At 45.8% G+C, this 20148-nt stretch carries 12 protein-coding genes; 10 read left to right on the top strand and 2 right to left on the bottom strand.

Features of this window, described 5'->3' with window-relative positions:
• Positions 1 to 450, bottom strand: coding sequence for a translesion error-prone DNA polymerase V autoproteolytic subunit (gene umuD, locus E5N72_RS15480; protein ID WP_135925933.1), 450 nt, complete (start codon positions 448 to 450; stop codon positions 1 to 3).
• A gap of 640 nt (positions 451 to 1090) precedes the next feature.
• On the opposite strand from umuD, the gene E5N72_RS15475 reads away from it, so the two are divergent.
• Positions 1091 to 1996, top strand: coding sequence for a 3'-5' exonuclease (locus tag E5N72_RS15475; protein WP_135925932.1), 906 nt, complete (start codon positions 1091 to 1093; stop codon positions 1994 to 1996).
• Positions 1997 to 2068: 72 nt separating this feature from the next.
• Here the strand turns inward: E5N72_RS15475 and E5N72_RS20625 are convergent, their stop codons facing one another.
• Positions 2069 to 2317 (bottom strand): hypothetical protein, encoded by a 249-nt coding sequence (locus E5N72_RS20625; protein ID WP_168246697.1) that lies wholly within the window; start codon positions 2315 to 2317, stop codon positions 2069 to 2071.
• On the opposite strand from E5N72_RS20625, the gene E5N72_RS15470 reads away from it, so the two are divergent.
• The 9 genes from E5N72_RS15470 to traD all read left to right on the top strand — a co-directional run bounded on the left by E5N72_RS15470 (position 2210) and on the right by traD (position 20143).
• Complete coding sequence (locus E5N72_RS15470; RefSeq protein WP_135925931.1) at positions 2210 to 2509, top strand: hypothetical protein; 300 nt, start codon at positions 2210 to 2212, stop codon at positions 2507 to 2509. The two genes, E5N72_RS20625 and E5N72_RS15470, sit on opposite strands and share 108 nt — an antisense overlap.
• A gap of 317 nt (positions 2510 to 2826) precedes the next feature.
• Entirely contained in the window at positions 2827 to 3810 is a 984-nt protein-coding gene (locus tag E5N72_RS15465) for a WYL domain-containing protein (RefSeq protein WP_135925930.1), read from the top strand.
• Between the two features lie 21 nt (positions 3811 to 3831).
• Complete coding sequence (locus E5N72_RS15460) at positions 3832 to 5658, top strand: site-specific DNA-methyltransferase (protein WP_135925929.1); 1827 nt, start codon at positions 3832 to 3834, stop codon at positions 5656 to 5658.
• A gap of 1 nt (position 5659) precedes the next feature.
• The gene (locus E5N72_RS15455) at positions 5660 to 8311 is read left to right on the top strand and encodes a DEAD/DEAH box helicase family protein (RefSeq protein ID WP_135925928.1); all 2652 of its coding nucleotides are present in this window, start codon (positions 5660 to 5662) and stop codon (positions 8309 to 8311) included.
• A gap of 96 nt (positions 8312 to 8407) precedes the next feature.
• The gene (locus tag E5N72_RS15450) at positions 8408 to 12289 is read left to right on the top strand and encodes a hypothetical protein (protein WP_135925927.1); all 3882 of its coding nucleotides are present in this window, start codon (positions 8408 to 8410) and stop codon (positions 12287 to 12289) included.
• On the top strand, positions 12289 to 14715 hold the full coding sequence (locus E5N72_RS15445) for a hypothetical protein (protein WP_135925926.1): 2427 nt from the start codon (positions 12289 to 12291) through the stop codon (positions 14713 to 14715). Before E5N72_RS15450 ends, E5N72_RS15445 begins: the two co-directional genes overlap by 1 nt.
• Before the next feature lie 71 nt (positions 14716 to 14786).
• Positions 14787 to 15968 (top strand): DUF4268 domain-containing protein, encoded by a 1182-nt coding sequence (locus E5N72_RS15440; RefSeq protein ID WP_135925925.1) that lies wholly within the window; start codon positions 14787 to 14789, stop codon positions 15966 to 15968.
• Between the two features lie 156 nt (positions 15969 to 16124).
• Positions 16125 to 18275: a MobH family relaxase gene (gene mobH, locus E5N72_RS15435; RefSeq protein ID WP_135925924.1), complete on the top strand. Its 2151-nt coding sequence runs from the start codon at positions 16125 to 16127 to the stop codon at positions 18273 to 18275.
• Positions 18276 to 18322: 47 nt separating this feature from the next.
• Positions 18323 to 20143, top strand: coding sequence for a conjugative transfer system coupling protein TraD (traD, locus tag E5N72_RS15430; protein ID WP_135925923.1), 1821 nt, complete (start codon positions 18323 to 18325; stop codon positions 20141 to 20143).
• Positions 20144 to 20148 lie beyond the last annotated feature (5 nt).

The raw sequence follows: 20148 nt of genomic DNA, 5'->3' as shown, positions 1-20148 counted from the left end.
TCACGACTTGCGGCGCATGTTTCGCACCACATTGGTGACCACACCAAATATCTCTAACTCTGTTCCTTCAGGAATATGGATAGGTTCATACGCCAGGTTTCTTGGGTTCAGCTTGACGCACGGCCTCAGTTGCAGCTCCTTTACCGTGAGTTCACCATGGATGCCTGCGATGACAATGTCACCGTGTTCTGCTTGGACAGAGCGATCAACCACCAGAATATCATCTGGGTGAATCCCGGCATCAATCATTGAATCACCTTCAACACGTACAAAGAACGTTGCAGCCGGTCGCTTGATGCAAAGCTCGTTAAGGTCGAGCGTTTGCTCAACATAATCCTGCGCTGGTGAGGGAAAACCAGCAGAAACACGTTCCATGAACAATGGGATACGAAGGCGCTTGGCTTTGATGAAGGCAAGTGCGCCGCTACGGCCTATCAGCGAGACACTCATGACGAACCTCGAAAAATCATAATTAATACTGTTTGTTTGTACAGTATCTAATGCTATGCTGATTTCTACAAGTAAAATTGTAGGTAAAACTGTAGTTGTTCGAGTAAGACGTTGTGTCGTGGGTGACTTCTCTTTTGTGTTGAAAAGCTTGATGTGGGGGATCGCTCGCCCTCGTCAAAGCCTGCAAGGCTTGGACAATACTGCTTCTGCCTACTGCTCTTGTTTCTGTTATTGATCCTGTTACTGCTACTGGTTAACGCATGGGTCGAGTAACCGTCAGATAAGGCTTGTTGAACCCTTCGCAAAGGGTTTCAAAACAGTTAGTAAAATTCTGCTTCGTATTGAATTTACAGGCTTAAAGCGAAGTCAGGAGAATCATTAAAATGCTCAGTCGAACTCGGTTCAAGCCTTTTGCCACCGTTTGAAAAGGGGTTGGCTAAGCCATACGTAAAGGGTATCGGTAAGGGTTACCTAAACGGTTTAGCTAAGACTTTCTGAAAGGCTTAGCCAAAGCCTTCATACATGGGTTCACCCAGTAGAAAGATTAAAAAAACGCTGAGGTATCCAAGGTGCATTTAGAAAAACCTGTGGCACAGTGAAATAACCCAAAGCGAACAACAGAATTGAAGAGGAACCATCAATGACAAGAGCCCCTGCACCATTTCCGCTAGAGCGCCTCGCGGATATCCCAGAAAGACCAGAAGATTTTAGATTGCTGGAGCGCATTCCATTAACGCGTGAACCGCAGTCCTGGCCACTTGAACTTTCTGCTATGGTCGGCGATGAACAGCCAATGGTGCTGCTCGATACAGAGACAACTGGACTGTCTGCCGATGACGAGTCCATTATTGAGCTTGGTATGGTTAAGGTGCTTTACAGCCCCTCGGCTAAGCGGATTGTGTCGATTGTTGATGTGATCAGCTTGTATGAAGATCCCGGCAAGCCAATCCCCGAGCTGATTACCGAGTTAACCGGTATCACCGATGATATGGTGCAAGGCCAGCGCATTGATGATGCACTGGTTGCGAGTTGGTTATACGATGATCCGCTGGTGGTTGCGCATAATGCACAGTTTGATCGTCCTTTCTTTGAAAAGCGGTTTGCCGCATTAGGACATCTATCTTGGGCCTGTTCAGCCAGTGGCATAGATTGGAAGGCGCTGGGTTTTGAAAGTCGAAAGCTTGAGTACCTGCTGCTTCGCTTAGGTTGGTTCTATGAAGGACACCGAGCTGCAACCGATTGTTTGGCGATGGCCTGGTTGTTTCATTTGTTGCCCGAGTCCGTTGCAAACTTGTTGTCTGAAGCAGACAGGCGAACTGTGTTAGTTCGTGCGTTTGGTGCGCCGTTTGACGTAAAGGACTATTTAAAAGAGCGCGGTTACCGCTGGCATGACGGTGTTAAAGGTGCCAACAAACATTGGTGGCGCGAAATCAGCGAAGACGAGTTGCCGCAGGAACAAACTTGCCTGGATGATTTGTACCATCGCGGCTCAGAACATGCCCACTATGACTACAAAGATGCCCGCAATCGATTTAAAGCTTTGTAGCTCTCTACAAGGTAAGCCTTGCATATTTGAAAACCTCTGGAAAATGGAAAGTGAACTTACGTTATACCCAAACTACTTGGTGTTGCAGCTAGGCGGCAAGTGAGCGAGTCCCCATGAGCATAGATCTTCTATGTGATTGGGGTGAGCGAATGCAGGTAACACCGCTGCGGCTGCAAGTAGGCAGGGTATATAACCAACAAGAGGAATCTTTCCATGTACCAAGACACCTACATTGAATACTGGGGCGAAATCTTCGTCTCTGCCCGCATCATTGAGTTTGGCATCACGTTCGAGCGCTTTCTTAAAGATCCATGGAAGCACTTGATGTCCTGTGGCCAAGAGTCTGCCCCAGACGCGATTGCTGAAGGGATGCTGCCATTACTACCAGCCCAGGCAGAAGTTGCTAGGCGCGTTCGGGAGAGTGAGCAACGAGTCCTGATGTCTACTGAGTCGGATAAAGGGGTATCTCATCGCAGTAACATCGTGGTGCCACTGGTTCGGGTAGCGCATTGATAGCGGCTATCATCAATGGTATGAAACAATGTCTTCACGCCCATACCTGAGCGGCAATTGCAATCCAGATCAAAAAGTTGCCGCTTAGTCTTCCCTACAAAATAATTTGTGATAGGATGATACCTAATAAAATTAATTAGGTTGAGGCCTATTCAGTGTTTTATAGCCATCTGTCCAGCTTCAACCGGTAGAGATTGCTAAGTCATTGCGGATGAAGAGCGGCATTGAGTGATGCTTTTCAATGTGATTACGCGATGTCGGTCCGTACTTTATAAACAGAATTTTAAGAATCTGGTTGAATTGGATAAACAAGACGCATGACAAATGATGGTCTGAAACAAACGGTAGTGGCGAAGCCAGACAGGCTTTCGCAGATAGCGCAGTTGCCACAAGCAACCAGGGATCGCATTGCCCACATTGATTTCACCTTATTATTTAAGGGAGAAGCGGTGCGAGCGGATTTAGTCGATCGCTTCAGTATAGCCGCCGCTCAGGCAACGAAAGACTTCACAATGTACCGAGAGCTTGCACCAAGCAACATTGAGTATGACCAAAAGCTCAAGTTGCATAAACGTGGTGATGCATTTGAACCTTTGTTCGACTATGACGTTGTTCGAACACTGGCAACCATCAGCCAAGGGTACGGCGATGGCTTCACTGGAAAGGTAAAACCGCCTCTTGCGTGTGAAGCGCCTTATCACCTTAACAAGCCGAGTTTATCGATAGTGGCGAAAGTCACCGAGGCCATCCACAAAGGTAAAGCCTTGAGTATCACCTATGTGTCGTTATCGAGCGGTGAAACCACGCGAGAAATTGTGCCGCATACGCTGGTGGACAATGGCCTGCGTTGGCACGTTCGTGGTTTTGACCGCAAGCATGGTGAATTCAGAGACTTTGTTCTGACCCGAATTAAAGAAGCGGTTGTGCTTGAAGATTCCACTTTGTCGCCTTCTGTTATCAAAGAAAGTGAGCTCGAAACCCAAGACCGACAATGGAACCGCTTTGTTGAATTGGAGTTAGTGCCGCATCCGCGCATAGAGCACAGTGAAGCGATCGAACTGGATTATGGCATGAAAGGTGGCGTGATGAAGGTTGAGATTAGAGCAGCAACAGCGGGGTATTTGCTTAGACTCTGGAATGTCGACTGCTCCGAGAGTGCTTGCTTATCAACCAGTCAATGCCAACTGGCATTGAACAATCGTGCCGCGCTGTATGGTGTACAAAATCTCTCAATCGCACCCGGTTATAGCAATGAAACACCGTGTACAACTCAGACTACAGAATTTAATCATAAGAATTAATTAAGAATTTAAGGAATACCGATGCCAACATTGGATTTTAAAGGTAAGCAGTTTGTTTATTCACACCACCTGAGTGTGCCGTTTCGTGAACTAAAAGTGGTTGCAGATAAATCGTTACCGGAGGAAGGCAAGGCGGCATCGCTGGATGACAACCTCATCATCCATGGCGACAACCTTGAAGCCCTTAAGGCGTTACTGCCGACTCATGCCGGTAAAGTAGACTGCATTTTTATCGACCCGCCTTACAACACAGGCAATGAGGGGTGGTGTTATAACGACAATGTACGCTCACCATTGATGCAGGAATGGCTGAAAAAGTCAGCCAATCCTGTTGATAAAGAAGATATGGAACGTCATGACAAATGGCTTTGCATGATGTGGCCGAGGCTAATTCTGTTATACGAATTGCTAGCAGACGATGGTGTGCTATTCGTAACTATTGATGACAATGAGCAACATCGTCTCCGAATGATACTCGATGAAATCTTTCAAAAAGAAGAATCATTCTATGGTCACATCGCTTGGCAGAAAAAGTATGCAACGTCGAATGATGCTAAGGGATTTTCAGCAATGCATGATCATGTTTTGGTGTATCGAAAATCTGAGAGCTTCGAACGTAATTTATTAGAAAGAACTGAAGGGAATGACTCAAATTACAGGCATGAAGATCAAAATGGCGTATATCGAATTGATAATTACACCTGTAATAAGACATCAGACGAACGCCCTAATCTTTATTATCCAGTTATCAACCCGAATACAGGGGAAGAAATTTGGCCCAAAAAGACTTCGGTATGGCGGTATTCTAAAGAACGTCATCTAGAAAATATTCAAAATGGTCTAGTTTACTGGGGAAAAGACGGCAAAGGAGCTCCCGCCTTTAAAAGATATAAACATGCTCTAAAAGGTGGTGGTGGCACTGTACCAAGTACATGGTGGCCGCATGATTTTGCAAGCCATACGGATGAAGCTAAGAAAACGCTTCGAAATATCATGGGCAATGACAGTGTCGAGTTTTTCACGCCCAAACCTGTAACATTGTTGAAGAGAATCCTCGAAATAGCCACTGATCCAGAATCAATCATCCTCGACTCTTTCGCTGGTTCAGGTACGACGGCGCACGCTGTGTTGGAAGCCAATAAGAGTGACGAAGGTAATCGTAAATTTATTCTGATTGAATGTGAGGATTATGCGGACGAGGTGACAGCAGAACGCGTTCGCCGTGTTATCAACGGATGCCCCTTCAAAGGCAACCAGAAGCAAGAACTGCTTTCTGAAAAAATCACTTGGTCGGTCTTTGAGAAAAAGCACGCAGAACTCCTTGAAAAAATAGCCAAAGTTGAAGCAAAACACAGCAAAGATTTCGACAAAATCAAAAAAGAGCTCAAAGACGGTGTGCTCACTGTCACCGGTGAGCGCAAAGTGGATGAGTTTTCCCCTGGCATTGGTGGCAGTTTTACCTATTGCACCTTAGGCGAACCGATTCAAATTGAAAGTTTACTCACCGGCGATGTCATGCCGTCGTTCGACGCGCTCGCACGTTATGTGTTTTATACCGCCACTGGTCAGTCGTTAGAAACGGTCGCGAAAGCCTCTGCCGATGGTTTTATCGGCGAAACAGACTTATTCCGTATTCATCTGTTCTATCGCCCAGATAGCGAGTGGCTGCGCTCGAATGAAGCGGCATTAAACGCGGACAAAGTCGAGGTTATAGCGAAAAACAATGCTACGAAGAAGCGCACCATTGTCTTTGCTGTGGCGAAGTTTATGAGCCAGAAAGACTTAACTGAGAAACGCATTGAGTTTTGCCAGTTGCCTTACGCCATCCATCGCATTATGGGGGCGTAACATGGAGTTAAAAGACTACCAGAATGGTGTGTTGGATAAGCTGGACTATTATCTGAAAAAGCTGGCCGACACCAAGGAAGAAGCGGAAGACTTTGTTGCTTTTCAGAAAATGAAAGGCAAAGAGGCCCGCTTAACCGATTACGCCAAAGAGTCGTGGGAAGCTCTGGTACAGGAGCGCCGTATTGACCTACTTAAAGACAAAAGCGGTCACTTGGTGCCTGCGCCTTATGTCACAAGATTTGACGGTTTAGAGAGGCCAATCCCTAACGTGTGCCTGAAAGTGCCGACGGGTGGTGGTAAAACCTTACTTGGCGTGGCGGCGGTTGAGCGGTTGCAAACTGATTTGTTTACCCAACAAACCGGCATGGTGCTCTGGGTAGTGCCGTCGGATGCCATTTACAAGCAAACCTGGAAACAGTTGGCTAATCGTGAGCATCCGTATCGCCAAATGTTAGAGCGTGCTTCGGGTGGACGAGTCAAAATGCTCGAAAAGAACGACGCCTTTACCAAGCGAGATACCGACGAAAACCTGTGCGTTATGTTGTTGATGCTGCAATCCAGTGCGCGTCAATCGAAAGAAACACTACGCATGTTCCGCGATAGCGGGCGATTTACTACCTTCTTCCCGATTGAAGATGACACCATAGCCAATGAGGCGTTGCTAAGCAGTATTCGCAATTTAGATTGTAACGATCTATCCGATTACGGTTGGCAAGAAGGCATAGCCCCAGGCTCAGTGTCAGTCAAACAAAGCTTGGGCAATGTGTTACGTATGGTTCGCCCTGTGATTATTGTGGATGAGGGGCATAAAGCCTATAGCGAAACCGCAAGAGAAACCCTGTGTGGCTTTAACCCTAAGTTTATTCTTGAGCTCTCGGCCACGCCTAACGCTAACGGTAAGCATCACTCAAATGTACTGGTGAATGTGTCTGGGCAAGCGTTGAAAGATGAGCAAATGATTAAGTTACCCATCAACTTAATCAACGAAGATAAAAGCGAGTGGAAGCATACCTTGTCGCTTGCGCACGCTAAATTGGCAGAGCTTGAACAGGATGCCGGGCTGCTACAAAACGAAACCGGTCGCTATATTCGCCCCATCATGCTGATCCGTGTTGAGCGCACAGGTAAAGACCAACGAGATTCAGCCTTTGTGCATGCGGAAGACGCCCGTGAGTATTTGATGGAAAAACTGGGCGTGAATGAAAATGAAATTCGCCTGAAAACGTCTGACAAAGACGAGTTGGGTGATGATGATTTGCTCAGCGAAATGTGCCCCGTTAAATACATCATCACAAAGGATGCGCTACGTGAAGGTTGGGATTGCCCCTTTGCTTATGTGTTAACCGTGTTGTCTAAAATGACCGCAAAAACGGCAATCACCCAAATGATTGGCCGGGTGCTACGTCAACCACATGCGCGATTGACGCAAAAACCAAGTTTAGATGAGTGTTATGTCTACACCTTTGATCAGGATGTGATGGAAGCCGTTGCGGGTGTTAAGCAAGGTTTAGAAGAAGAAGGTATGGGAGATGTGGCGAATCAAGTTAAAGCTACAGAAGCCAATAAACCCGCCGCAGTAGTGAGCAAAGAAACCTTATTGCGTAGAGAACGTTTTCGTAACCTCCCTAAAATATTCCTGCCTCGGGTTTTGCATCGTGATGCAGGTTACAAAGACGGCTTCCGCTTGTTTGACTATGAACGGGATGTGCTGGGTGACCTAGATTGGGAGTCGTTGTCTTATTTGAACGCTGAGAACTTCCAGTTAGTGGACGACAAATTACAGCGCACGATTGCCCGTATCGACTACAAAATGTCCAAGGATAACCAAGGCGAATTGGACTTGGCCGATCCGGTTCACGAAAACATCGAGTTTGACCCCAGTGCAGGCCTGGATATCTCCTTTATGGTAAGGCAGCTCACCGATGTTATTCCAAACCCATGGCAAGCCATGCGGGTGTTAACGTACACCTTAGACACCTTACGTAGCAATGGGGTTACAGAGGAAGCGCTGTTTACTAACCGCCTTGAGCTACTCAAAGAAATGAAGCGCGATATTAAACAGCAGGTTGCGCAATTATCGGAGCAAATCTTCAGGTCTAAGTTGGACAAGGGGGATATTTCCCTACGTCTACTTGCTTCTGATAACGAAAAGCTAAATTGGGAGTTGGCGCAAACCCTAGAGGTTAATGTCAGTGAGCATGATCAGGTGCTTCGCCGCAAAGATGGATCTGAACTTGAAAAAAGCCTGTTCGAAAAGGTCTATCAAAATGGGCTGAACAATTTAGAGCGCGACACAGCTTGGTATTTGGATAAGCAAGAGTCTGTGTATTGGTGGCATCGCATTGCGGTAAATCAGCGTGAGTACAGCCTACAGGGCTGGCAAAAGCAAAAGGTTTACCCTGACTTGTTGGTGTGCGTCGAACAGCCGGACTCTGGCAGTTACCGATTCTCTGTGTTGGAAACCAAGGGCGAGCATTTAAAAGGGAATGACGACACTGTGTACAAACGCCGTTTGTTTGAACTTTTAACTGAGCACGTCAAGACGGCGGTAGATGCTGGTGAGCTTACGTTGGAAGCTGCATCGGGTGGTATGTCGTTCAGAATGCTGATGGAAGACAGTTGGTCACAAGAGATCGTGCCTGAATTGAATTAATGAGTCATTTGTTGGTGTTGTGTTGTCTCCAACCTTGTCGCCCCTTCTGAAAAAGGGGCGAAACTCAAAAGGAATATCAAGTTAACGAGGATTTAGATGAGTCAGCCAATACCGACTTCGTATAATCAAATCATTGCGCATACGATTGAGCAAGCACTTGCTCTATCGGTTAATGCAAAGAACGAAAATGCTATTGCTGGCTTTTGCCAGTTGCAAGGCCCAACAGGCGGTGGCAAAAGTAGTTCTCTTTATCGTAGCCCGGGCGGGAAGATACCTGCGAGCCTTGAATTTATAAAATCCAAAGGGTTGCAGGCCATCTTAGTTACCCATCGCTGGAATATCCTGCATGACATTTATGAAAGTGCCACGAGTGAAAAAGACAGCTCGGGTAACCCCTTGCTGGTTAGTATTCTTTATGCACAGGATGAAACTGTCGTTAGTGCGGTTTCGCAACGAGCACTGCCACATGAACAAGGTGTTCAAAAGTCTGACTTGCCCGATCCTTATAAGGCCATTGAGGATATTCATGGTTTAGGTGCGTTTCGTTCTAATGCTGATAAAGAGGCTCTAGTCCGTGCTTGCCACAACGTTTCAGCAATCGCCCGTAATGTTGAGTATAAAAAGAAAAACCCTGATTCGATGGGCGTCTTACTCGAACGAGAAGAGCAGGAACTAAGAAAACTGTGTGGCTTTGTCGAACGGACGCTACTTGGGTGCATGTCGTCCTTAGAGAAGGCTGTGAAGTATGCCAGTAAGCACCATGGCAAGACGCATGAGCTCACAGAGCAAGCAAAAGAAAAGCTTCGTTTATTCAGAGAAAATAAATGGGTGCGTCGAATTTTCCCGGCGATTGCCTGGCACGATGATAAGCAACATTTGCTGGTGTTAACAACGCAGAAGCTGTTCGCTTCCTTTTACGACGGTAAACAGAAAGTCAGAATGTCGAGCGGCCAACTGGCCGGAAAGGTTGTATTTGTTGATGAGTTTGATTACCAAGCGGACATTCTACAGACATTACTTGCCCAGTCCCAAATGGTGCAAGAGCCGCCTGAGTGTATTGGTCAATTACTTGAAGGCGGTAAGCGCCTGTTAGCGCGAATGCAGTTTGTTACTGCTGAACCTATACCTGAGCTTTACAGTGAGCTTAAACAGCTTATTGCGGAGCTAGAGGAGGATTTGATCAGCAAAGGAGTCGATCTGAATCAGTCTAGGGCACTGGTAATGCCTTTAAAACAGTATGAATCCGGTGTTCCGTTCGAAAAGAAATATCTGTTTCGCTCAGACCACTTAGTAACCAGTGAGCCTTTGCAATTACAGCAAAAACCTCATGGCTTTGAAGTGAAAAGTTATGAGCAAAGCGATGATGTATCGGTTGATGTTGGTGATTTTTTGCGTGTGATGGAGAAATATATCAGACGCTTCAGTTTGCTGTTGTCACAGTTCGCGACCGATGAGTCCGAAGCTTATGAATATCTTGTTCGGCTAAACCGGTTACTGTTCGACCCCGCGAACGATTATCGACCATCCTACTACAGCACAGCGTTACCCAGTTTATCGCTGTTCTCATTACCTCGCACAAGCTTACCTGAGTTAGAAGCGCTCAGTAGATCAAACCTATTACCTAATACTCAGACGAATATGTTTGGCCTAACAACCTGGCTGTTAACCACGGATGAAGCCGAGGCGGATATTGACCCGTTGAGGATCAAGATTAAACGCGCACTATTGCCGACAACGCCTGAAGGGTTAATGGTTTCGTTATCGAGTCGGAACCTGGTTTTTGCACTATCCGCAACCTCTTATATCGAAAGGGGGATTGGTCATTTCGATATACGCTGGATTGAAAGCGCTTTGCGTTACGTGGCTCAGGCCCGCAATCCACAATGTACCGAGAGTTTTCTGGGCGATAGCTTTGAGCAGCGCCCCGAAGATTGGTTTAAGAAGCCGATTCCATATTTACAAACTGACGAGGATAAGCAGTTACAAATGGCGGTGATCCGCTCGTTGGTTAAAGATAAATCTGAAAAGCGTCGCTCGACACTAAAAACCACGATCCACGACTTTGATGATGCTATCAATGCCCCAGTTTTTCAGGAGGCAAAACTGCATTTGAACGCTGCATTTTTTGAGGCTGAGCACTCAGATTACAAGTATGAATACCGGCAGTCTGTGTTGTTTAAATTACTGCACGTTCTGCATTTGGCAGCGAATGAGCCACAACATAAAGGGCACCTGGCCTTTGTTAACTCAGTCAAATACCTTCGGAAGTGGTTGATAAGTGATACCGCAGAGAACAGCAGAATGAGCGCTGATTGGCTTGAAATGGAGTGTTTAACCACTGGAGTATTGTCTTCATTTGACGATGTGTTTATTCCTTTGGCTGTCAACGGCAAGCCCATGATGATTTGCTTGCTCAATGCTGAAGCACAAAAGCGAGAAGGATTTGAGCACGCATATCAAGCGGCGTTCGACTCTGGCCGTACCGTGGTGGTAATGACACAAACTGCATCCGCTACCAATGGCATTAATTTGGATTACTCCTTGCCTAACTCTCAAGGGCAGATGGATCTGACGTCGCTGTTTATTATTGAAAGTAAGCACTTTTACTTTTCACCATGGGATAGCAATGACGATGATGACGAAATGTCTCATGCTGGCTTTCAGCTCAGAAACTTAGAAAAATTAGTCAGGCGTTCAGAGTTTTCACGTAAGCAGCAGCGGCAATTTATTATGCCGTTAATGAATAACTCAGTCGCTAAAATCCAGGAACTAAACAAGCTCTACAAAGCGACAAATGACTACGTTAAGAATCTTGCCGCTGACGTGCAGCAGCAAGTTGGTCGTATTGAACGTGCTTGGACGTATGTGCCCCATGTCGCTATTCATTTAAGCGATGATGTAGCAGGCCATCTTCGCAACTACGGCCAATTAACCGTTTGTACTAACAACCGAAATTGGGTTTCAAACCTTAATAATCAGCTGATTGATGATCTTACTCATTCCGAAGATGCATCGGTTTCCAACTTTCTTGCCCTGTTGAAAACGCGCTCCCAAGATGGCTCTGGTGCGGTAGATATTATTGATAATAAGTTAGTTTCCGCTATCCGAGATGCACGACAAGGTAAGGGTTGTATCGAAGATATTTCAGGACTTTGGCATGAATTAGGCCGCGCTGTATTACAGCATGATCTCCAATGGATGCCGCATAACAATACGTTTGGCATTATTGAGCCTTTGTGTCGTTGGGCGTGCTTTGAACGGCCCGAGGAATCAAAGGTTACTGGTGAAATATGGTACGACCCAAAAAGTTGGCAGTTCTTTGCAAAGCGTGCAGCGGGATTGATTAAGTATAACCCCCAGACGCTTTATGAGGTTGTTAATAGGCAACCTGCTATTTCGGATTGGTTTAATCGTAAAGGTTTTCGAACGTCGTTTCAGCCGTTTGCCAACGATATTGAAGAGCAATTCTCATTTCATCCCGTTGTGATTCAGCGAATTTTACAAGGGCGTATTGGTGAGGAAGGCATTCGCGCATTGCTAAGTGACAAGCAGCTAGCCACTAAACAAGACGTCTACAACCATGAGCTATTTGAACTATATGATTTTGAGATAGCCAACGCGGATGTTTTTGTTGATGCGAAATTTTGGTCTATTGCTGCTCTGGAACAGTCAGATGAAGGCTTTGAGCAATGGCTTGCTTCAGGCAAACATCCTGAATTTGCGCCTTTGGGATTAATTAAGAAGCTGGAGAAGATTCGTCAAATCCGTGGTGAAAACGCCATTTTGGTTATCGCGAATCTATTAACTGGTGAAGATTGTACCTTATCTGGCTTTTCTGAAATGTTGGAGCCAGTAAAAGTTGAGAATGCTTCAATCCTGTTTCTACCAGGTTGTTTGGTGAACGATGAGTATCAAATGACGTCTGGCTTCAAGTGGTTTTCGAAAATAGTTTGGCAGCGTATGAGGGAGCAAGGTTAATGGATAAAAATAAAGATTTGAGGAAGTTGCCGCTGTCTCATTTGGTTTATTTGAATAGCGAGGTTGATGCAGATAAAGCCAACAAATTTGTGGTTTATCACTATCCACTCATCAATAACAACTATCAGTGGAAAGAGAAGAAAGCCTGGGAAGAACGTATCGATGCTGAGCTAGACAGTCGGCAGTTTGCCTATTTAATGAAAAAAAATGGTAATCAGTTTGGTCTCTATGTGGCTTTACAAAGTTCAAGTGATATTCCTCCGTCTATTGTAGACGCTGAGTTGCAACCTATTACTCCAGTTCGAGTTGAATATTCACCGGTGTTAAATCCTGTGTGGATTCGACTAATGATGCGGTCATTGCGGGCTTTTGGCGGTCATTGTAAAGGTGCTTACAGCTTAGGTTGTCCGTTATTGAAAGTAGATAGCTGGGCTGGCGGTGTCAATGCGATCAGCCTAGATTGTAGAACTCAGCAGTTAAAAGATGGAAATACCACTGAGATTGCTCTGTTTTATACCAATGTTCCATTAAGACCGTTATCTAATGACGATGATATAGATCGCATTAAGAAGCCTCTATGGGTCTATGACAAAAATAAGGTACTCGTCAGGTGGTATCCTGGCCATGAAAGAAAACCGAGAGGTACGCTGTTTAAAGAAATTGGAAAGAGTAAAAATTCACGTAAACAGCGACCGTTTCTGGATCTTTCTACGCCAAAGAGGTTTGAGCAAAGTTGGCCTATGGTGTTAAAACCAGTGCAAGATGCGTTTATCCGTTTTGCGCGTGACTATGGTTTTGAACTTTCAGCTAAAACATTAAATCTCCAACCACTGACGTTGAAAACAAAGCATAAGTCCAATAAGGCTAAGTCATCTTTCCCAAGCATCGAGATATCCGGTGAAATCAAGGTTATAGACCTAAGAGTTAATACCGTTGTTGCTTGTGAAGAAATCTTAGACTTATTTAAATCGCTCATTGCACAGAAAGGCGTCGATGTTTCATGGGATTTGCTAGAGGGCATTGCACCAGATGACTTTGAACGGATAAAGCTTGATCGTTCGGACCGCGTTTTGATTTTGCTAGATCAGGAAAAAGGTATTGAAGATGATCGTTATCCACTAACGAAGTCGCTAGTTGGACGGTGTGCAGTTCAACATATCAACGTTAATCCTCATGATGTCACGGGAGACCCAGTCGAAAAAGGGTTGTTAATCGAATCAAAAAGAGACGATGACCCGATAAAGCTATACGTTGCGTCTGAAGGTGGATATTACACTTACAATTTCGACTTATTAGATACTAAAGCTTACAAAGAAGCGATTATTAGAAAGCTTGAAGTGGTACTTAAAGAGTTAGAGATCAAACGTTTACTGATTGATTCTGATAGGCCTGTTTCTCAAGTCTTGCCATTGCAACGCGCCTGTTTAAACGAATCAACCATTGTCATTACTGATGGCTATTTGTTTACGGTTTCAAACGACAGACCGGTGTTGATCCCCTTCTATCCCACTGATTCTGGTATGACTTTGAAAACAAATGAGTACCTGGCCAATTTCGAAACATCCGTAGATGATTTGCTCACTTTGATGAATGAGAATTGGCCCTATAGTTATCGTCAGAATGTCGTAATGGATTACTACGGTACTGAAGTTGATAAACAACGACGATTTGCGGCAAGAATTACGCTTGTTTTGAGTAAGGATAAGGACGAACAAGTATCAATCATGATGCAAGATCCATCTTACGACCAAACGAATGTATTGCCACTGGGTATGGAAGATGCGCTTTCGGATTTAACCAAGAAACAGAAGCCTTATCCGTTGACGGATTGGGTGCTGCCAGATAGTGAAGTATTGCTCAATATTGTCAAAGAGTTGAGTGATGATGGCGTGTTATCCAGCCAAAAGGCAACAATGCGATTTGAAAGTGAGTTACCCGAATTAGTTGAATTATGGCAAGAACAATTAGTTTCGCTCCATCAGCAAAATGAAACGAAGGTGACTTACTATCAGGTGAAAAAAGAGGTTATTCAGCGTTGGTTAGATAAGCGAGGTAAGAAAAAAGATACATCAATCAGTGGTAGTTTAGATACCTTGTTATCTCGATACTTCGATAAGCCTTTAAACGACATCAAACGCTGGATGAGTAACATACCGGGTATTCAACGCATATGGTACGACAAAGAAAAGGGATATTTTGTTGTCGGTGGATTAACCTCTCCAAAAGCTCAGTTGATGAGACAGCCAAGCATCCGACAATGGCACACCTTGCAAGGTGAATTGGACATCGAATTACTTGCTGATTTGCTAGATGTTGATTGGGTTCGTATGAATCAGCTTGCGGGTAACCCCTGCGTCACAACATTAATCAAGCGATGGAAAGAGATAAATCCCGACTCTAGAGATGCGATTTTGCTCAGTTGCTAAATGGCTTTGTTAAATAATTCTGTAAATGAAATTGAAGCGGTAAAAAGTGCTAAGTAATAGGATAAATAACCATGTTCACGGTAAATCATCAAACCAACAGGATTAGTCCTGTTAGGGCAAAGAAGTTCAGTGAGCTTGGCTTTTCTGAGCGAAAACACCTTCAGGAATGGTTGGCGCATGAGCCTTCTGCGCTGGGTGAAGAGTTATTAATTATTCAAAAGGAGTTCGATGGCTTTGATGATACCCGCGAACGTTTAGATTTACTTGCGCTAGATAAAGATGGCAACTTGGTCATCATTGAAAATAAACTGGATGACAGCGGCCGTGATGTGGTCTGGCAGGCACTTAAATATGCCTCTTATTGCGCCAGTTTGACCAAGGCGCAAATAGTTGAAATCTACCAGCAGTACTTGGACCGCTATGAACCTGTAACAGGAGATGTTGACCCGTTAAATGTCCCGCAGGTTGCTGAACTTAATGCCAGTCAAAGAATTTGCGAATTTCTGGATGCGCCAGATCTGGATGAGGTCAAGCTCAATCTAGGTAACAGCCAGCGTATTATGTTAGTTGCGGCAAACTTTCGCAAAGAAGTGACCAGTACTGCACTTTGGCTATTGGGGCAAGGTATTAGTATTGCATGCTTTAAAATTACCCCTTATTCGTTGGGTGAGCAGCTACTCATCAATATTGACCAGATCATCCCCACGCCCGAAGCGAAGGAGCTGATGATCGGTATTAATGCCAAAGAAGCGGAAGAAAAAACGACCGAAGTGGTACTGAAAAACCGTCATACGGTGCGTCGCGAATACTGGGAGCGAGCATTAGAGGCGTTTCAGAAAAGTCCGTGCCAGCTCTACAACAACATTAGCCCGAGTAAAGATCATTGGCTATCAGCCGGTTCTGGACTGAGTGGTTGTCCGTATAACCTGATTTTTCTGCAAAAAGAGCTTAGAGTTGAGCTTTGGATTAGCCGTGGGATTACCGAAGAGAATAAATATCTCTTTGATTCCTTGCTTGAGTCCAAACAGGAAATTGAACAAGTATTTGGTGCGGAGCTTGAATGGATGAGATTGGATGAAAAGAAATCTTGTCGTATTCAGTTTTCGACCAAAGCTGATGGCTTCAATAAAGATACGTGGCCCAAAGCGGTTGCATGGCACTTAGAGCAGATGACTAAGTTAGAAAAAGCTTTAAAAGGGCCGCTGCAAAAAGCGGCTGAAGCGCTAAAAAACAAACCGGCAGAGGTATCCTGATTCCCGTAACCTGAATTTTAGTATTTCAACGCGCTTATTTTATCGGGTTCAAAAAGACCTAAATACATTGTCTGCACATTTAAGTATTAAATCTTTGAATCTAATTAACCAGCAACACTGGATTGAACCTTCACACTATCGTGTCGGAGGTTCACTATGTTCAAAAACCTATTTTTTCAAGCCAAAGCACTACCAGAGCTGTCATCGCAACTGGATACGGAGATTCCACGCTACCCGCCATTCCTGAAGGGGTTGCCAGCTGCGTCACCCGAGGATTTGCAGTCCACACAAGACGAGCTAATTGCCAAACTGCGCCAGGTACTTGGCTTTAATCAGCGTGAGTTTCAAAGGCTGATTCAGCCCTGCATTGATCATCTGGCGGCTTATGTCCACTTGCTGCCAGCATCTGAGCATCATCATCACAGTGGTGCGGGTGGTTTATTACGTCATTCGTTGGAAGTCGCTTTCTGGGCGGCACAAGCAGCTGAAGGGATCATCTTTGTTGCCAGTGGCACACCTGTTGAAAAAAAAGAGCTGGAACCAAGGTGGCGTGTTGCGGCTGCTCTTGGCGGTTTGTTCCATGATATTGGTAAGCCTGTTTCAGACTTGTCCATCACGGACGAAGATGGACGCTATCAGTGGAACCCTTTTTTAGAAACCTTAACCCAGTGGACCACAAACAACAGTATTGAACGCTATTTCATTCGCTGGCGCGATGGACGGTGCAAGCGACACGAGCAATTTTCAATTCTGGTGTTAAACCGGGTGATGACACCTGAGTTGCTCGCCTGGTTAACTCAACCTGGCCCTGAAATTTTGCAAGCCATGCTGGAAGCAATTGGCAATACCGATCCCGAGCATGTCCTTTCTAAATTGGTCATTGAAGCCGACCAAACCAGTGTCCAGCGAGATCTGAAAGCTCAACGTATTTCCGTTGACGACAATGCCCTTGGTGTCCCAGTCGAACGCTATCTACTTGATGCCATGAGGCGATTACTTGCCAGTTCCCAATGGTTAGTCAATCAGCGAGACGCCAGAGTCTGGGTACGAAAATCAAATCAATCAACCCATCTTTACCTGGTCTGGAAAAGCGCGGCTAAGGACATCATTGAGCTATTGGCAAAAGACAAGATACCAGGCATACCAAGAGATCCCGATACCCTTGCGGACATCCTCATTGAGCGAGCATTGGCCACTAAATCCGCCTCAAATGAGCGATATGAAAGCCTTGCCCCTGAAGTGCTGATCAAAGACGACAAGCCAATCTGGTTACCCATGCTGCATATATCTGAAGCCGATTTATTGTTCAGCTCGAATGTGCCAAGTGGTGTTACGCTGTTTAGTAAACCTGAGTGGGAAGCAACACAACAAACACAAGCAGAACCTCAGAGTCGTTCCAGTGAGCATCCAGACTTGCCTGAAGAGTCATTATCAATTGAACACAGCAATTCGTCTGAGTTGCCATCAACAAAATCGTCCGAACAAGATGATGAACTTCGTCATGCCAGTGATGTTAATCACCTTCAGGCAAATGAAAATGTTCCAGGTGATGGATGCGAAAAGCCTCACCATTCAAGCGATGCTGCAATCGCGAATAACGCAAACCAGCACGATGCAGAGGCATTGAATCTCCCTGAATCTTTGGCGTGGCTCCCAGAGGCCAGCAGTGCGTTGGTTATGGTTGGTGAACAGATACTGATCCGCTATCCCGATGCCGTAAGGCGCTGGTGCGCTCCCCGAAAACTGCTTGCTGAACTCAGTCAATTAGATTGGCTTGAACTAGATCCAGCAAACCCGACACGTAAGGCCAGAACTGTGACTACGAATGATGGCGTTCAGGAGCAAGGGTTACTGCTGAAAGTATCGATTTCTAAAGGGCTTACTGCACTGATAGACCTCTCCAATCAAGACGCAGAATCAGTGTCAGTAATTCAGAACGATGAGGCTTCACAGCGTCCGAGTCGAACTGAGACAACCAATGCCCAAGCAAAGGAGCCCGCCAAAAGAGCGGAGCGTAAGCAAAAGCCGATTGCGCCCAATACGAACTCATGTACAGACCCCAAACACGCACAGCGCCAACAGATGGTTAATTTTGTGAAAGATTTGCCCATCTTACTGACCGATGGCGATTACCCAGACGTGGATCATAGTGCCGATGGTATTCGCGTCACAATTCAAACCCTACGCCTAGTCGCCAATGAGCATGGTATTCCAGCCGGACAGCTGCTTCGGGGGATCTCGGCCAGTGACGAATGCCAGTTTGATGAGGGGGAAACGGTTCTGTTTACCGCTCACGCTAAACGTTAATCCATTTGAAATTAAGCGGATTGCAAACGGTTATTTGCGGAGCATGAATGAAAGAAAACGCATATGAGATGCCTTGGCGCACGAATTATGAAGCCATGGCAGCAGCAGGCTGGCTGGTTGGGGCCACTGGGGCGATTGCCGCAGAAATGCTGACTGAGCTACCACCTGAGCCATTTTGGTGGATGACAGGGATTTCCTCGGGCATGGCGTTGTATCGCCTGCCTGAGGCTTACCGTCTTTATAAGTTGCAGATAGGATTAAAAGGTAAGCCATTGGCTTTTATGGAGCTTTCGCATTTACAAAAGGTGATGGCAAAACATCCTGATGAATTGTGGTTAGGGTATGGCTTTGAGTGGGACCAACGTCATGCTCAACGCGCTTATGAAATTCTAAAAAGGGATAAGCAAACCTTGCTTAACCAAGGTCACGGCAAACAAATGGGTTCGACCTGGATTCATGGTGTCGAGCCCAAAGAAGAAGATGTGTATCAGCCAGTTGGTCACACAGAAGGCCATACCTTAATTGTCGGTACGACCGGTGCCGGAAAAACCCGATGCTTTGATGCGATGATCACCCAGGCCATTTTGCGTAATGAAGCCGTGATTATTATTGACCCTAAGGGAGACAAGGAACTTAAGGATAATGCGCAGCGAGCTTGTATTGCCGCCGGTAGTCCAGAGCGCTTTGTGTATTTTCATCCGGGTTTTCCAGAGCATTCAGTACGCCTTAATCCCCTGAGAAACTTTAACCGGGGCACTGAAATTGCCAGCCGTATTGCGGCACTAATCCCATCTGAAACCGGGGCTGATCCATTTAAAGCCTTTGGCCAAATGGCATTGAACAACATAGTGCAAGGTTTGTTGCTTACGTCACAACGTCCTGATCTGAAAACACTGAGGCGATTCTTGGAAGGTGGCCCAGAAGGCTTGGTAGTAAAAGCCGTCACAGCCTGGGGGGAGCAGGTGTATCCAAACTTTAGTGTGGAGATTAAGCGCTTTACCGAAAAGGCTAATACCTTGGCAAAACAAGCTATGGCGATGCTGCTTTTTTACTATGAACGCATTCAGCCTGTTGCCGCCAATACTGATTTGGAAGGCCTTTTGAGCATGTTTGAACATGACAGAACCCACTATTCCAAGATGGTGGCTTCACTGATGCCGGTGCTCAATATGCTCACCTCAAGTGAACTAGGTCCACTGTTATCACCTATTGCAAACGACGTGGATGACAGCCGGTTAATTACGGATTCTGGCCGTATTATCAACAATGCCCAAGTGGCGTATATCGGCTTGGATTCATTAACCGACGCCATGGTTGGCAGCGCCATTGGTTCGTTGCTTTTATCCGATCTTACCGCTGTGGCCGGTGACCGCTATAACTATGGTGTGGAAAATCGTCCCGTAAATATCTTCATCGATGAGGCGGCTGAAGTCGTCAACGATCCCTTCATTCAACTGCTCAACAAAGGCCGTGGCGCAAAAATGCGTTGTGTGATTGCTACTCAGACCTTTGCTGACTTTGCCGCTCGTACAGGCAGTGAAGCTAAGGCTCGCCAGGTGTTAGGTAACATCAACAACCTGATAGCCCTTCGGGTGATGGATGCCGAAACGCAGCAGTACATTACCGACAATCTGCCTAAAACTCGGTTGCAGTACATCATGCAAACTCAAGGTATGTCGTCTAACTCGGATAGCCCCGCGTTGTTTACCGGCAATCATGGCGAACGCTTGATGGAGGAAGAAGGCGATATGTTTCCACCGCAGTTATTAGGTCAGCTCCCCAACCTGGAGTACATCGCCAAGCTTTCAGGTGGCCGCGTGATCAAAGGTCGCATTCCTATTTTAACCAGCTCTACACAGGCAGCATAAGGAGT

Source organism: Pseudoalteromonas sp. MEBiC 03607 (assembly GCF_004792295.1).
In the GTDB taxonomy this organism is placed as follows: Bacteria; Pseudomonadota; Gammaproteobacteria; order Enterobacterales; family Alteromonadaceae; genus Pseudoalteromonas; species Pseudoalteromonas lipolytica_C.
This window is presented reverse-complemented; position numbering and strand designations above follow the sequence as displayed.

Coding starts and splice junctions, on each gene's coding strand:
- umuD (WP_135925933.1), bottom strand. CDS start 450: ATGAGTGTCTCGCTGATAGGCCGTAGCGGCGCACTTGCCTTCATCAAA.
- E5N72_RS15460 (WP_135925929.1), top strand. CDS start 3,832: ATGCCAACATTGGATTTTAAAGGTAAGCAGTTTGTTTATTCACACCAC.
- E5N72_RS15455 (WP_135925928.1), top strand. CDS start 5,660: ATGGAGTTAAAAGACTACCAGAATGGTGTGTTGGATAAGCTGGACTAT.
- mobH (WP_135925924.1), top strand. CDS start 16,125: ATGTTCAAAAACCTATTTTTTCAAGCCAAAGCACTACCAGAGCTGTCA.
- traD (WP_135925923.1), top strand. CDS start 18,323: ATGAAAGAAAACGCATATGAGATGCCTTGGCGCACGAATTATGAAGCC.
- E5N72_RS15465 (WP_135925930.1), top strand. CDS start 2,827: ATGACAAATGATGGTCTGAAACAAACGGTAGTGGCGAAGCCAGACAGG.
- E5N72_RS15440 (WP_135925925.1), top strand. CDS start 14,787: ATGTTCACGGTAAATCATCAAACCAACAGGATTAGTCCTGTTAGGGCA.
- E5N72_RS15445 (WP_135925926.1), top strand. CDS start 12,289: ATGGATAAAAATAAAGATTTGAGGAAGTTGCCGCTGTCTCATTTGGTT.
- E5N72_RS15475 (WP_135925932.1), top strand. CDS start 1,091: ATGACAAGAGCCCCTGCACCATTTCCGCTAGAGCGCCTCGCGGATATC.
- E5N72_RS15470 (WP_135925931.1), top strand. CDS start 2,210: ATGTACCAAGACACCTACATTGAATACTGGGGCGAAATCTTCGTCTCT.
- E5N72_RS15450 (WP_135925927.1), top strand. CDS start 8,408: ATGAGTCAGCCAATACCGACTTCGTATAATCAAATCATTGCGCATACG.